Consider the following 14,912-nt stretch of genomic DNA (forward strand, 5'->3'; position numbering starts at 1 on the left):
TCTGCGGTAATGTGGAGCCCGTGAAGATCCTAGTAATTGGCTCAGGCGGGCGCGAACATGCCCTTGCGCTGGCACTGAAGGCAGATCCGCAAGTAACCGACATTTACTGCATGCCGGGCAATCCAGGCATTTCGCAGGTAGCGACCCTTATCGAGGGCGACGCTAACGATGGGGCGCAGGTGGCGCAGGCCGCGCAGCACCTGGGTGTAGACTTGGTCGTGGTGGGACCGGAAGCCCCGCTGGTGGCTGGGGTAGCTGACGCGGTGCGGCAGGCCGGAATTGCCTGTTTCGGCCCCGGTGCTGAAGCGGCCCGGTTGGAAGGGTCGAAGGCCTTTGCCAAACAGGTCATGGAGGAAGCGGGGGTACCTACCGCTCGCGCATTGACCTGCCATAATCAGGATGAGCTGCAGGGGGCACTAGCCGAGTTCGGCGCCCCGTACGTAGTAAAAGAGGACGGACTGGCAGCTGGCAAGGGCGTGGTAGTCACCTCGGATTTGCAGCAGGCTTTTGACCATGGCGCGGATATTTTTGCGCGCGGCGGTTCTCTGATTGTCGAGGAATACTTGGACGGGCCGGAGGTGTCCCTGTTCTGTGTTTGTGACGGCAAGACTGTTCTTCCGCTAGCGCCAGCGCAGGATTTCAAACGTGCGCTTGATGGGGATGAAGGCCCCAACACGGGCGGTATGGGGGCCTACTCGCCGTTGGAGTGGGCACCGGCCGACCTTACGGAACAGGTGTTGCAGAAGGTTGCTGTACCTACCGTGCAGCGCATGGCTGAACGCGGCACCCCCTTTTCCGGACTGCTTTACTGCGGGCTGGCACTGACTTCGAAGGGCGTGCGCGTTGTCGAATTCAACGTCCGCTTTGGCGACCCTGAAACTCAGGTAGTGCTGGCCAGATTGCGCTCTCCGCTGGGGCAACTGCTGTTGGCAGCAGCTACCGGGAAACTGGCTGATTTTGGGGAACTCGAATGGTCCGAGCAGGCGGGCGTGTGCGTCGTTCTCGCTTCGCCCGGATACCCGCAGAAGGCGAAGACGGGGGGAGCGCTGACGGGCTTGGAAGAGGCCGAAGCACTCGAGGGCGTACACGTTGTTCACGCCGGTACTGCCCGGAAGGGGCAGGGGCTTGTGTCTGCTGGGGGGCGTGTGCTTGCTGTTGTCGCCTTAGGCCAGGATATTGAGGCTGCTCGAACGAAGGCATACCAGGGGATGCAGCGGATTTCTCTTCCGGACGGGCACTACCGGCTCGACATTGCTGAGGCGAAAGCGTGAGTTTAGAAAAGGACGAGGCCGAACTTACGGAGTTTGTAGCTCAGACTCGCAAGCAGTTCGACCAGCAGAAGGAGCTGGCTGACGCGCAGGTGCACCAGGGGATCGACCAGTTGGTGGCGCAGTTGCGGGCGCGCTCTGCGAAGGGGCTGCTGCCCCCGGAGCCGCAGGTGAAGGTTGCCCGCCCTGCTATTTCGCGTCCGGCCCGTCTGGAGCAGGCCGGGCCCTTCCCTGATTACGATCGGGTGCTTTCGGCGCAGGATGTGGTAGCCCTCGGTGCAAAACCGGATTTCAGTGGCAAAACCATCAAGGAATTGGCTTCTGCCATGCGCCCGCCTGCCCTACCGCAGCCCACGCCCGGTAGCGTGCAGGTGGTAATTGGCCAAACGGGCAGTGCCGAAATGGTGCGCGAGTGGGCCTTACGCCTTGCCGGCCGCATTGACTCAGATGCGCAGGTACTTCTTTCCGGAGCAAAGACGCTGTTGCCCGGCACGGGGGACCGGGTGCGCACCGCCGCCGATTTGCAGAAGGCAATTCATGAGGGCGTCACAACAGTGTTAGCGGTAGTAGACTCTGCAGTGCCTTCCCACCAGCGCACGGCGCAGCGTCTTTTGGAGGCCGCTGAACCGGCGTTTACCTGGGCGATTGGGCAGGCAGATGATGCTCAGCTAGAAGCGTGGTTGGCCGAACTGCCGGCAGGTATTGACGCCGACGCCCTCGTGCTGGACGGGGTGTGGGATGCGCCGGCGCCGCTGCGCAACGCCTATTTGTCGGCCCCGGTTTCGGTGTTGGAGGGGGCGCCAGCGAAGGCCGGCGTGTGGGCGGCTCTGATTGCCGATCGAATCTGAAAGAGTGCTCATAATCCATTTCGGCGGTACTGTGAGTCAGAAGTGTTTGTTTTTTACTCGCAGGGGGCTAAATGCTCGTATTAACCAGGCGCCCGGGCGAAAAGATCGTCATTGGCGATTCCGTTACTCTGACTGTGGTAGAGGCGCATCGTGATGCGGTGCGTATTGGCATAGAAGCGCCGCGCGACGTAAAGATTCAGAGGGCGGAGCTATTGGATGACGAGGTAGAGGGCGGGCAGCAGACAGCCCGGTAGGGACTTTGTTCCTAGATTCTGCGCGCGAAAGTGTCATCTATGGCACAATGGGTTGGTAACCCAAAGGCGGGAGGATCCGAACATGTCGAACATTCAGGCCAGCGGCAGCGATGCTCGGGGCGCAAAGTGGCGCATCCAGCAGCGGTGGTGGAACCGTTCAGAATTGTTAGCTGCCTGTCTATTGCTGTTGTTCCCAGCTTTTTGCACCTACGGTTTCCGCATGGTGGTAGGCAAAGAGCTGCCGCCGGTTGTCCCGTTTAGTTGGGGCGCGCTCTCTCATCCCATCCGCGTATCTGGGTCGCAAAGTTACTGGATCGAGGGCGCTGTGTGCCTAGTGCTGGCGGCTGTTGGCATCGCCCTCACCATTGCCTTCAGGGGTGGTGAGCGTATGCGCCGCATCGTGCCGCCCTTCCTTGGGGCCGCTGCATCGGTTATCAGTGCGGGCTGGGTTATTAGCGTCTTGTACTCAATGGGCACGATCTCGTCCAAACCCTTCGCCATCTTTGCTATCGGGGCTGCAGCCGTAGTTGGTATTCCTATCTATTTCTGCCTGCGCAAGCCCCTAGAGGTGTCCAGATATTCGGCGTAACTTTGTGTCGTCATACAGTGGTGACATTATTAAGCCATGAGCCAACCAAAAATTCCTGGCTGGAAGCACCTCTCCAGCGGAAAAGTTCGTGACCTATACATCCCCGAATCTGGCGATCAGGATCGACTCCTGGTTGTTGCTTCTGATCGCATTAGCGCATACGACTACATTCTTCCCTCGGTTATTCCCGACAAGGGAAAGGTGCTGACCCAGCTTTCCCTGTGGTGGTTTGAGCAGCTGTCGGATCTGATTGACAATCACCTGGTGGTAGACGCCGAGGTGCCTGAACAGGTTGCCGGGCGGGCCATGGTGGTAAAGCGCCTCAACATGTACCCGATCGAATGTGTGGCACGCGGATACCTGACAGGGTCAGGGCTCGTTGAATATAAGCAGTCTAAATCTGTGTGCGGGGTGGGCCTGCCTGGCGGACTCGTCGAGGCCTCCAAGCTACCCACCGCAATTTACACTCCCGCCGCCAAAGCGGAATTGGGCGAGCATGACGAGAACGTTTCTTTCGAGCGCACTGCCCAGATGGTAGGCGAAGAAGCCGCTACCGCTTTGAAAGAAAAGACCATTCAAATCTACGAGAAGGCTGCCGCTATCGCATTGAATAAGGGCATTATTATTGCCGACACCAAGTTTGAATTTGGTGCAGACGAACAGGGCAACCTAGTGCTGGCAGACGAAGTATTGACCCCCGATTCATCGCGCTTCTGGCCGGTAGACAAGTGGCAGGAAGGCCAGGTTACGCCCTCTTTCGACAAGCAGTATGTGCGCGATTGGCTGACCAGTGCCGAATCTGGGTGGGATCGTGCCTCTGGCCAGGAACCCCCAACTCTTCCCGAACAGGTTGTTGAGGCAACCCGCGCTCGCTACGTGGAAGCCTACGAAACCACTACTGGGAAAACCTTTACCGCCTAAGAAACCGGGTAGCCGTTGCTACCCGGTTTCTTAGTAAACTTATAAAGTCCAAACCAACCCCCTATTTGGAGGACCTATGGGACGCATCGTCGTCGACATTATGCCCAAACCTGAAATCCTTGATCCGCAAGGTAAAGCAATTTTAGGAGCGTTGCCCCGAATCGGCATCGATTCTTTTACTTCCGTCCGTCAGGGCAAACGTTTTGAACTGGCCACCGAGGGCGAAGTTACTCAGAAGGATCTGGATGCTGCCAAGGAAGCCGCCACTGAGCTGCTTTCTAACCCCATTATCGAGAACGTTGTTCGAGTAGAAGCGGTGGAGGAATAGTGGCGCGCATAGGTGTGGTAACTTTCCCTGGCACGCTTGACGACGGGGACGCCCGGAGGGCGGTGCGCCTGGCAGGGGCCGAGCCGGTGCGGCTGTGGCACAAGGATGCTGATTTGCACGGGGTGGATGCGGTAATCTTGCCCGGTGGTTTTTCTTACGGTGACTACTTGCGCTGCGGGGCAATCTCTTCCTTCGCTCCCGTGATGAACGGGGTGGTGGATGCTGCCAAAAAGGGCATGCCTGTCCTCGGTATTTGCAATGGTTTCCAGGTGCTGTGTGAAGCGCACTTGCTACCTGGGGCGTTGATCCGAAATGATCACCAGCGTTTCATTTGCCGCGACCAAAAGCTGGTGGTGGAAAATACCACTACGGTCTGGACTCGCGAATTTGAACAGGGAGCGCAGATCACCATTCCGCTAAAAAATGGCGAGGGCAACTTCCAGCTAGATCCCGAAGGGCTGAAGCGTCTTGAGGGGCAGGGGCAGGTTGTGTTCCGCTACGTAGATGTGAATCCCAACGGGTCTATGAATGACATTGCCGGCGTCGCCAACGAGGCGGGCAACGTAGTAGGTCTGATGCCGCACCCAGAACATGCTGTAGAACAGGGCTTTGGTCCCGAGTCTGCAGATGGTCCTCACGGTGGCACCGATGGGCTGGGACTGTTCAAATCTGTCCTGCAATCGCTGCTGTCGTAGCTTATCCCCAAGTTTCCCACAGACTCGGCTGCGAATATGCAACCTGTGCACAACCCTGTGGATAAAACCTGTGGATAACTTTGGGAGGCTGAATGGCAATAAATTAGACATTAATGTGGTAACCGCATAATTCCGCTAGAAAGTCAACTTTAAAGTGAGACTTGAGAGTATCTCGATTTGCGTGCACAACCCTTGCAAATCTGGGGATAACTGTGGATTACCCGGTCACGAATGTGGATAAAACTTACAGGCGCCAACAAAATTTTTCCTGACAGAGCGCACCTATGAAAAAACTCACCCAAGCTCGTAACGAGACGGAGAATCGATGAGCAACAAACCGGCAAACGTAGAGCACCCCGACACGGTTGCGGATGCGGCGGCAACGCCCGACACCGCTATGCCGTACGCCGAATTAGGGCTCAAAGACGACGAATACGCGGATATTAAGAAGCTGCTGGGAAGGCGTCCAACTAACGCAGAGCTGGCAATGTATTCGGTCATGTGGTCTGAGCACTGCTCCTACAAGTCCTCGAAAAAACATTTGGGCGAACAATTCGGCGGCAAGACCACCCAGCAAATGAAAGAGCGGCTGCTGGTAGGGATGGGTCAGAACGCCGGCGTCGTGGACGTGGGCGACGGGATGGCGGTCACCTTTAAGGTGGAATCGCACAATCACCCCTCGTTCGTGGAGCCGTACCAGGGCGCAGCGACCGGCGTTGGCGGTATTGTCCGCGACATTATTGCAATGGGCGCCCGCCCAGTGGCAGTCATGGATCAGCTCCGTTTCGGGGATCCGAAGAACGCTGACACAGCCCGCGTGGTACACGGGGTAGTGGCTGGCGTCGGCGGCTACGGCAACTGTTTAGGCCTGCCTAACATTGGCGGCGAAACCGAATTCGATCCCTCTTACCAGGGCAATCCGCTAGTTAACGCGCTGTGCGTGGGAGTGCTAAAGCACGAGGACATTCACCTGGCAAACGCCGAGGGCGTCGGAAATAAAATCGTCCTATTCGGTGCTCGTACCGGCGGCGACGGTATTGGGGGCGCCTCTATCCTGGCTTCCGAAACCTTCGAGGACGGCATGCCGGCCAAACGGCCATCCGTCCAGGTGGGTGACCCCTTCATGGAAAAGGTGCTCATCGAATGCTGCCTGGAACTATTTGCGGCTGACCTCGTAGAGGGCATCCAGGACCTGGGCGCGGCAGGCATCTCCTGCGCCACCTCCGAACTGGCCTCAAACGGCAACTCTGGTATGCACGTCGACCTCGAAAATGTGCTTCTGCGCGACCCCACCCTGACTGCAGGCGAGATCCTGATGTCGGAATCGCAAGAACGCATGATGGCAGTTGTGGCTGCCGACAAGATTGATGCCTTCATGGACGTCATCAACAAGTGGGACGTGGAAGCAGCCGTGATTGGCGAGGTGACCGGCGACGGCAGGCTCACCATCGACCACTACGGCGAACGCATCGTGGACGTAGACCCGAAGACAGTGGCCCACGACGGTCCAGTCTACGATCGCCCGTACTCCCGCCCGGCCTGGCAGGATGACCTGCAGGCGGATACCTCCGACAAGCTGGCTCGCTCTGAGTCTTCTGCTGCTTTAGAAGAAGAGCTACGCAAGATAGTACTCAGCCCAAACGGTGCCTCCAAAGCGTGGGTAACCGACCAGTACGACCGCTACGTGCGCGGCAACACTGCATTGGCTCAGCCCGACGATGCGGGTGTCATCCGCGTAGTAGAAGAATCTAACCGCGGCGTAGCCATCGCTACTGACGCGAACGGTTGGTACACCAAGCTCGACCCGTATGCTGGCGCCCAGCAGGCGCTCGCGGAGGCCTATCGCAACGTGTGCACCGTTGGGGCTCGCCCGATGGCAGTGACCGACTGCCTGAATTTTGGTAACCCGGAAGATCCGGACGCAATGTGGCAACTAGTTACCGCTATGACTGGTATGGCTGACGGCTGTAAGGTGCTGGGCACGCCGGTTACCGGCGGCAACGTGTCTCTGTACAACTCCTCTGGAACTGAGAAGGGGCAGCCGGATTCTTCGATCAACCCGACTCCTGTAGTGGGCATGTTGGGCTTGATCGACGATGTTACGAAAGCTGTGCCTTCCGGCTGGAATGAACAGGGACTTGCCGTCTTGCTGCTAGGCGAGACTAACGACGAACTGGATGGTTCTGCCTGGGCTCGCGAAGTCCATTCGCACCTGGGTGGGCTGCCCCCGAAGGTGGATTTTGAAGCGGAAATGGCGCTGGGTCGAGTACTTATTGCGGTAGCTCAGGCCGAGGTGGACGGTATTCGCGTTGTCAAAGCGGCACACGATATTTCCAATGGCGGCTTGGCTGCAGCAGTGCTGGAGTCGGCTTCACGTTTCGGTATTGGCGCCAACATCGATCTGGCTCGCGTCGGTTTCGAGGGACAGGACGACACAGTCCGGCTGTTCTCGGAATCGCAGGCGCGCGCTTTGGTTGTGGTACCTGAAGTGGCCGTGTCCATGGTTGCTGCCGCAGCGGAAGCAGAGGGCGTAGCTTGCTCGCGCATTGGTACTACCGGTGGTTCGATGGTCACCTTCACTCGTTCTAACGAGAGCGAGCCGGCTGACTTTGAAGAGTCTGTTGCGGGTGCGGCTGACCGGTCTGTGATCGCTTTGGACCTGGCCGATTTGGCCGAGGCTTCCCGCAAGGTGTTGCCGGAACTGTTTGCGTAGCCGGTAGTTGGTCCCGGGCTAGGCTCGGGACCAACGATGGTAGCGTGAAGCCATGCCTATCCTGATTGCTGGTATTTTTTCTGTTCTTTTGACTTTGCAGGCACTGTATTGCCTGTTCCTGGTTATTGCCCCCGGGCGCGAGGGGTTTCGGGTGGGGCATCCGCTAGGTTTGCCCTTTAAGGTGTTGCGTAGGAGCGAGACGGTTTGGCATCGGGCGCACATGCATGCCTGCCCATTCTTCTTATTGGCGATTGCCCTAGCTTTGATAAACATTGTGGTGCTGGTGGCGTTGGCCCCTTATGTTTCTGTTGCTACTGGCGTGATTGCCGGCATTGGCTCGGTAATCATTGTGGCAGGTATGTGGGCCCTAGCGGCAGCTGCGGCTTTGCGGTGGGCGAGATTGAACTAGCTGCCCAAAGTTTCCTTGCGAACTTTTAGTTTAGTCAAAGACAAGTGTATAACTATTGGTGCGCACCTAACGGAATAGTAAAGCGCGGGTAAAGCCCGGGTGTCTAGGGAAGGAATATAATGCATAAAGCAGCAGAAGCGGTGTACCAAGACGTGTTGCGCCGCAACCCAGCAGAACCAGAATTTCACCAGGCAGTAGCAGAATTTCTGAACTCTATCGGGCCGGTTTTGGATGAGCATCCCGAATACGCCGACCATGCCCTGTTAGAAAGATTGGTAGAGCCGGAACGTCAGATTATTTTTCGCGTCCCCTGGATCGACGACTCTGGCAAGTGCCAGGTAAACCGCGGCTATCGTGTTGAATTCAACTCCGCCCTCGGCCCGTACAAGGGTGGCCTCCGCTTCCACCAATCCGTAAACCGCAACATCATCAAGTTCCTTGGCTTTGAACAGATTTTCAAAAACTCTCTAACCGGGCTTGGCATCGGCGGTGGCAAAGGTGGGTCTGACTTTGACCCGCACGGGCGCTCCGACAACGAAGTGATGCGTTTTTGTCAGGCCTTTATGAGTGAACTGTACCGTCACATCGGCCAGTTCACAGACGTACCTGCCGGCGACATTGGCGTGGGTGGGCGCGAAATCGGTTACCTGTTTGGTCAATATAAGAAACTGACCAACCGCTTCGAAGCAGGCGTCTTGACGGGGAAGAAGCTCGGCTGGGGCGGCTCGCTTGGGCGCACGGAAGCAACCGGTTACGGCACTGTCATGTTCGCCCAGTCCATGCTGGGCACCATATCGGAAGGGCTTGAGGGTAAAAGCGTAGCGGTTTCCGGTTCCGGCAACGTAGCAATTTATGCGGCGCAATATGCCCAAATGAAGGGCGCAAAGGTGCTGACCGTGTCTGATTCGAACGGGTGGGTCTACGACAAGGACGGCATTGACGTAGAGCTACTACAGCAAGTCAAAGGGGTAGAACGAGGGCGGGTAAGCGATTACGCGCAACGCAAGAGCGGTGCCGTATTCCACGCCGAAGGCCGTCCCTGGCAGGTAGCCGTGGACGTGGCGCTGCCGTGTGCGACCCAGAATGAACTCTCGCAGGAGGACGCTAAGACTCTGGTGAGCAACGGAGTGAAGGTAGTTGCCGAGGGGGCTAACATGCCGTGCACCCCGGGCGCTATCGACGCTTTCCAGCAGGCAGGCGTGCTCTATGCTCCGGGCAAGGCCGCAAACGCTGGGGGAGTAGCAACCTCCGCCCTCGAGATGGAACAGAATGCTTCCCGCACGAAGTGGACCTTCGAGCAGGTAGCCACAAAGCTGGAACACATCATGGCCGACATTCACGACACCTGTGCGGAAACTGCTGCCCGCTACGGGGCCGAGGGCAACTACGTGCTGGGCGCGAACATTGCGGGATTCAAGCGCGTAGCTGACGCCATGATCGATCAGGGATTCATCTAAAAATAGCAGTGGGGTGTGGATCGATTCACAGTTACGGTGATGATCGCGTTATCCTTTAGACATGATTGATCTTCGTGCACTTGAAGCCGATCCCACCCCCGGCTACGCCTCGCAGAAGGCTCGCGGGGAGGACCCGGCCCTTATCGACCAGGCCATTGCAGCAGACCGCAAGCGTCGCGAGGCGCTTAGCGAATTCGAATCCGCCCGTGCGGAACAGAAATCTGTGTCTAAGTCGGTGGGTAAGGCCAGTCCCGAAGAACGTCCAGCCGTCCTCGCAAAGGCGAAGGAACTGGCAGCACACGTAAAGGAACTGGAAGCCGAGGCTAATAAGGCGGCTGAAGAGGCTCGCGCAATTGCCATGCGCATCGACAACATTGTCAGCCCGGAAGCCCCCACCGGTGGGGAAGAGAACTTCACCGACCTAGAGCACGTGGGGGAGCGGCGCGACTTCGCCGCAGAAGGGTTTGAACCCAAGGATCACCTGGCAGTAGCCGAAGGGCTCGATGCCATTGATATGAAGCGGGGCGCTAAAGTATCCGGCTCGCGCTTCTACTACCTAAAGGGCATCGGCGCCCGCATGGAACTGGCATTCCTTACCATGGCATGGGACCAGGCCGAGGCTGCTGGTTTCGTCCCCATGATTACGCCCACCATGGTCAGCCCCCAAACAATGGGAGGCACCGGCTTTTTGGGTGCCCACGCTGACGAGATCTACCATCTAGAGGCAGACGACCTGTACTTGACGGGTACCTCCGAAGTGGCGTTGGCTGGCTACCACACTGACGAGATCTTGGATCTGTCTAACGGGCCGAAGCGCTACACCGGTTGGTCTACGTGCTACCGGCGCGAGGCCGGCGCTGCGGGCCGCGACACTCGCGGCATCATCCGCGTCCACCAGTTCAATAAGGTGGAAATGTTCAGCTACTGTCGCATTGAGGACGCAGCTGAAGAGCACAAGCGCTTGCTTGGGTGGGAACGCGAGATGCTGGGCAAGATGGAGCTTCCCTACCGGATCATCGATACTGCAGCAGGCGACCTTGGTTCTTCTGCGGCTCGCAAGTTTGACTGTGAAGCATGGCTCCCTTCGCAAGAGCGATGGATGGAGGTAACCTCCACTTCGAACTGCACTCAGTTCCAGGCCCGCCGGCTAGGAATTAGGGAACGCATTGAACAGGATGGGCGCCAGGTTACCCGCCCGGTAGCCACTCTAAATGGCACCCTGGCCACTACCAGGTGGCTAGTCGCCCTCTTCGAAAACCATCAGCAGGCTGACGGATCCCTGTATATTCCTAAGGCAATGCGCCCGTACCTGGGTGGTCGCGAACTGATCGAACCGGTGAATGCATAAGCTATACCAAACATTGAACGCGCAGGGACTCACCTTTTCGGCGTCAGAAAACATGCCCGTAACAGGAACGTTTATTCCGCCTGAATTCGGTGGGGACCTGCGCGTTAGTGGTGGTTCTAAAACGGCGCCACTGCCGCAGGTCGTCGCTGGCGAAGCACCCGCACAGGTGGTAGATGCTAGTGGCGATCAGCTAGTGGTCCCAGAACAGCTTAGGGGAGTAGATCCGGCGAAGCTGCTGGTTGCTTTTGACATTGACGGCACCATTTTGGGGCGCGATGGTTCTATGTCCAGCGCGGTGTTGCAATCGTTGCGCGCCTTAGACGCTGCTGGGGCCAATGTTGTTATTGCTACTGGCCGTTCCATTCCGGCAGTGGCTGGGGTGCTCACTCTGTTGCAGTTGCGGCATGGCTTCGTAGTTTGTTCTAACGGGGCGGTGGTGTTGCGCACCGCGCCGGGAAAGACGGCCGGGGCGATCGACTACAAGGTGGTAAAAACCGTAACCTTTCCGCCGGCGCCAATCATCGATCGGCTAGTAGAAAAGATCCCGGATGCTTACGTAGGGGTAGAAGCGGTAGGATCCGGATTTTTGGTGTCGGAGCACTTCCCGGCTGGCGAACTGATCGGCGAACAACAAGTGGTAGGTTGGCAAGGACTGCGGCAGAAGGAAGTGACCCGGGTTATCCTGCGGGCGCCTTCGTTAAGCGCACAAGATTTGAAAGACATCGTGGCTGGCCTTGGGATTGACACGGTGCAATGGGACATTGGGTGGACTGCTTGGCTAGACGTTGTGTCTGAAGATTCCACCAAGGCTAGGGCCTTAGCGGAGCTAGCAGATACTTTGGGCGTTGACCATGCGCATACGGTTGCCGTTGGGGACGGCTCTAACGACGTGGCAATGATCGACTGGGCCAGTTGGGGGCTTGCCATGAAGAACGGTTCCCAGGATGCCAAATCCGTGGCCGCTGCGGTACTTCCCCCGGTCACAGAAAATGGGGCAGCGCTGGTAGGAAAGCTTCTGCTCGGATAGGTAAAACCTGGCGTACTCGGCCTGTACTCTTAAGGGGTAATCCTCAACGTAGCGGATGGGAGTAGGCGTGGGTTGGTTCAATTCGATAGAACACAACAGGTGGTTGTCGCAGCAAATGCGCGACCTTCTAGATTTCGGCAAGAACTCGCTGGTAGAGGGCGGGTTCGGGTCGATGGATTTGGAAGGAAAAGTAGACTCTGAAGCGCAACTGCCCCTGTTCGTCACCTGCCGCATGGTGCACGTTTACTCGCTGGGGACGCTCATGGGTATCCCCGGTTGCAGGCGGATGGTAGACCACGGAGTCAGAGCGCTTACGGAAGCCTTCTACGACCATGACCATGGCGGCTGGTATGACCAGATAGAGCCGAAATTGGACCAGAACGGGCATGGCATTGCTGCCTCTAAGGTAAAGATGGCTTATTCGTCTGCCTTTGTGTTGCTTGCTGCGTCCTCGGCGGCAGTGGCGAATAGACCCGGCGCGCAGGAGCTCTTGGCGCTTGCCATGCGGGACCAGGACAAACACTGGTGGGATCCGGAATACCAGATGGTTGTGGACGATCGCAGCCTAGATTTCACTTCGACCTCGGACTACCGGGGGATGAATGCAAATATGCACACCTGCGAGGCCTACCTGGCGTGCGCGGACGCTACCACCCAGCCGAAGTGGCTAGACCGCGCGATGGCGATATTGGGGCGGATGCGCAGAAACGCCCAGCACAATAACTGGCGCATTCCGGAACATTATTCGCCGCAGTGGGAGCCGCAACTGGATTACAACCAGGACAACCCTGCAGACCAGTTCCGCCCCTTTGGATGTACGCCGGGACATGGCATGGAATTTGCAAAGCTCTTGGTGGCGGCACGTGGAGCACTAATTAGGGCGGGCCGTGAGGTTCCCGAGTGGATGCTTGAAACGGCCAGTGAATTGTTTATGAGGGCGCGCCAAGACGGGTGGGCACGCAACGGCAAGCCCGGTTTCGTGTATACGACGGATGCGCGTGGAGGAGTGGTGATTGCCGATCGCATGCACTGGGTAGTATGCGAGGCAATCGGGGCGGCCGTAGCGCTGCGGCGGGCAGAATTGGACGGTCCGGGTGAGCCCGATCGGGGGCTGATCGAGGACTATGAGCACTGCTACCGTACGTTTATTGATTACGCGGACGAGTACCTGATAGCCGGGGATGGGAAGTGGAACCACCAGCTGGGCCCGGATAACCAGTTGGCTACGACCATTTGGCCGGGCAGGCCAGATATCTACCACGCAGTGCAAGCTATGCTGGCCCAGCGGGTTCCTGTATCTCCTGCGTTCGCGCAAGCTCTTGATCAAGGGCTATTGGACACGCCGCAGAGCTTGGGGCAGGAAAAGGGCAGGCCCACCCGCAGGTGAGCCTGCCGCGTGGGCGGTGCTGACTACTTCAGATTCTGGTCGTAGTGGGCGCGCTCGCCGCCAATGTACTTGGGGCGGGTGCGCGCTGCGGTCACGTGTGCTGCTCCGACTTCGGTAGCAGCGAGCCTGACCGGGGAAGCAACGTGCTTCAGATGCATCCCGATGAACGTGTCGCCGATGTCTAAACCGCCCTCCACAGCGACCTTCTCTACTAGCCACGGCTCCTGGATATGTGCGTAGGCGGCACACGAGAAGGATCCGCCCGCGTGTAATTGTGGAACTGCGTTCACCCGTTCAAAACCGCGTTTTCGTGCCAGCTCAGCGGGTACCACGAGGGCACGGTTCAGGTGTTCACAGCACTGTGCGATTGGAGTTACGCCCGTGCCATCGGTTGCTGCGCACACGCCTTGCCAGACGGCCTCGCCGATCTGTGGTGAAGAAGCCTTGCCAATGCGGTCTCCCAAGATCTCTGACGAAGAACACCCCACTACTATTGCGTCGCCGTCGGAAAGTTTAGCTTTTTCCAGAAGCTCTTTTACTAGGTCGGCAACTTGGGTGCGCACTTGCTCTGCTGAAATATCTGTCTGCGGTGACATTACCCCTCCTAAAATATGGCAATGCGGCACTCCCAGTCTATGCGTTCGGGAGGAGGAAGTAGCTAGCTTGATTTTCGTGGTTGGTTGTTAATTGGTTAGACTGGGAGGCGCGCTTCGCGTTTGGAGAGTTGTCCGAGCGGCCGAAGGAGACGGTCTTGAAAACCGTTGTGTCAGCAATGGCACCAAGGGTTCGAATCCCTTACTCTCCGCTCTACCCCGCCATTCCGTTGGAATGGCGGGTTTTTCGTTGTAATAGTGCGGAAAAGGCCGAAGGGTGAATGTGCGGCGGTATGCGTCTATAGCCGCTAATTTGCAACAAAATAGACCTAAAATAGACCCGAGTTCGCCTATTTTCTAGTAGTTAGTACAGCGAAGAGCGAGAATGCACCGCAAGCGAATCCAGTAATTCCGAGTCCTAAGTTAAATGCGGGCGGAAGGGTAAACGGAAAAACGGTAATAAGGCCGATTGCTAGGGCGATTAGGCCAGTAATTCTAGCGACAGCTAACCTGGTTGGAGTTGTCGCCCCGTCCTGGGAAGGATGATCTGCGGAGGAATCGCCTACCATTTGGCCTTTAGTGAGGCGATATTTTTGGGCTATAAGGCTAATTACAGCGGCACATAGGGTGAAGACGCACGCCCCAATAGCGAACCAGGAGGAACGGTGCGAGGCCGAGGCTAAACAGATCAATGTAGCCGCTACTATGATGAACCAAGTTGTATCGTTTTTTCTCATGGCGCCAGAGTATAGGTCGCCTGTGCGAAATGATGACTCGCACTTCTGGGTTTATTCAAAAAATGTCTCTTAGAGCGGCGGGCTATTAATAGAATTTATTCTGCTAGTCGCCATTTGAACCTAGAGGCGATGTTGGCTGCTGCCCACACCTAGGCTGTGCAACCCGCATGGCAGGAACCGTCGTCAGGATGGGAGTCACCGGCCCTGGGGCGGCCCGCCTACTAAACCAGATCGACATAACCATAAAACCGGCAACAATACGCCAATGGGAACACCGAGGAAAAATAAAACACATAACCGAAAACGGGGAACCAAATACTGGATGGTAGACATACTCG

Annotated in this window: 14 protein-coding genes and 1 tRNA gene; 14 read left to right on the top strand and 1 reads right to left on the bottom strand. The window is 57.5% G+C overall.

Translation table 11 applies throughout. The annotated features are described in order from the left end of the window. Positions 1–20 precede the first annotated feature (20 nt). From purD to AC1EKG_RS05385, 13 genes are all read left to right on the top strand, one after another. Positions 21–1,271, top strand: a complete 1,251-nt coding sequence (purD, locus tag AC1EKG_RS05325) for a phosphoribosylamine--glycine ligase (RefSeq protein WP_004806695.1) — start codon at positions 21–23, stop codon at positions 1,269–1,271. Beyond that, positions 1,268–2,116 carry a hypothetical protein gene (locus AC1EKG_RS05330; protein ID WP_004806693.1) on the top strand — a complete coding sequence of 283 codons (849 nt, stop codon included), beginning with the start codon at positions 1,268–1,270 and terminating at the stop codon, positions 2,114–2,116. Before purD ends, AC1EKG_RS05330 begins: the two co-directional genes overlap by 4 nt. A 71-nt stretch (positions 2,117–2,187) precedes the next feature. Further along, positions 2,188–2,370: a carbon storage regulator gene (locus AC1EKG_RS05335; RefSeq protein WP_004806691.1), complete on the top strand. Its 183-nt coding sequence runs from the start codon at positions 2,188–2,190 to the stop codon at positions 2,368–2,370. Positions 2,371–2,452: 82 nt separating this feature from the next. Continuing rightward, entirely contained in the window at positions 2,453–2,959 is a 507-nt protein-coding gene (locus AC1EKG_RS05340) for a hypothetical protein (RefSeq protein ID WP_004806690.1), read from the top strand. Between the two features lie 36 nt (positions 2,960–2,995). Continuing rightward, the gene (locus AC1EKG_RS05345; protein ID WP_004806688.1) at positions 2,996–3,880 is read left to right on the top strand and encodes a phosphoribosylaminoimidazolesuccinocarboxamide synthase; all 885 of its coding nucleotides are present in this window, start codon (positions 2,996–2,998) and stop codon (positions 3,878–3,880) included. A gap of 76 nt (positions 3,881–3,956) precedes the next feature. Next, a complete protein-coding gene (locus tag AC1EKG_RS05350) occupies positions 3,957–4,208 on the top strand; it encodes a phosphoribosylformylglycinamidine synthase subunit PurS (RefSeq protein ID WP_004806687.1) in 252 nt (83 codons plus the stop codon). Beyond that, positions 4,208–4,903 carry a phosphoribosylformylglycinamidine synthase subunit PurQ gene (gene purQ / locus AC1EKG_RS05355; RefSeq protein ID WP_004806684.1) on the top strand — a complete coding sequence of 232 codons (696 nt, stop codon included), beginning with the start codon at positions 4,208–4,210 and terminating at the stop codon, positions 4,901–4,903. Before AC1EKG_RS05350 ends, purQ begins: the two co-directional genes overlap by 1 nt. Before the next feature lie 325 nt (positions 4,904–5,228). Then, on the top strand, positions 5,229–7,616 hold the full coding sequence (purL, locus tag AC1EKG_RS05360; RefSeq protein WP_004806682.1) for a phosphoribosylformylglycinamidine synthase subunit PurL: 2,388 nt from the start codon (positions 5,229–5,231) through the stop codon (positions 7,614–7,616). 52 nt (positions 7,617–7,668) lie between these two features. Continuing rightward, positions 7,669–8,025 (top strand): hypothetical protein, encoded by a 357-nt coding sequence (locus AC1EKG_RS05365; RefSeq protein ID WP_004806680.1) that lies wholly within the window; start codon positions 7,669–7,671, stop codon positions 8,023–8,025. 119 nt (positions 8,026–8,144) lie between these two features. Next, entirely contained in the window at positions 8,145–9,482 is a 1,338-nt protein-coding gene (gene gdhA / locus AC1EKG_RS05370) for an NADP-specific glutamate dehydrogenase (RefSeq protein WP_004806678.1), read from the top strand. 61 nt (positions 9,483–9,543) lie between these two features. Next, positions 9,544–10,830: a serine--tRNA ligase gene (serS, locus tag AC1EKG_RS05375; RefSeq protein WP_004806676.1), complete on the top strand. Its 1,287-nt coding sequence runs from the start codon at positions 9,544–9,546 to the stop codon at positions 10,828–10,830. Continuing rightward, positions 10,823–11,857 carry an HAD family hydrolase gene (locus tag AC1EKG_RS05380; protein WP_004806674.1) on the top strand — a complete coding sequence of 345 codons (1,035 nt, stop codon included), beginning with the start codon at positions 10,823–10,825 and terminating at the stop codon, positions 11,855–11,857. Before serS ends, AC1EKG_RS05380 begins: the two co-directional genes overlap by 8 nt. 67 nt (positions 11,858–11,924) lie before the next feature. Then, the gene (locus AC1EKG_RS05385; protein WP_316645790.1) at positions 11,925–13,244 is read left to right on the top strand and encodes an AGE family epimerase/isomerase; all 1,320 of its coding nucleotides are present in this window, start codon (positions 11,925–11,927) and stop codon (positions 13,242–13,244) included. Positions 13,245–13,267: 23 nt separating this feature from the next. On the opposite strand, the gene AC1EKG_RS05390 is transcribed toward AC1EKG_RS05385, so the two are convergent. After that, positions 13,268–13,840, bottom strand: coding sequence for a TIGR01440 family protein (locus AC1EKG_RS05390; RefSeq protein WP_004806670.1), 573 nt, complete (start codon positions 13,838–13,840; stop codon positions 13,268–13,270). Between the two features lie 122 nt (positions 13,841–13,962). On the opposite strand from AC1EKG_RS05390, the gene AC1EKG_RS05395 reads away from it, so the two are divergent. Then, positions 13,963–14,049: transfer RNA gene (locus tag AC1EKG_RS05395), tRNA-Ser, on the top strand. Positions 14,050–14,912 lie beyond the last annotated feature (863 nt).

The organism is Winkia sp. C0117E2 (assembly GCF_056590455.1).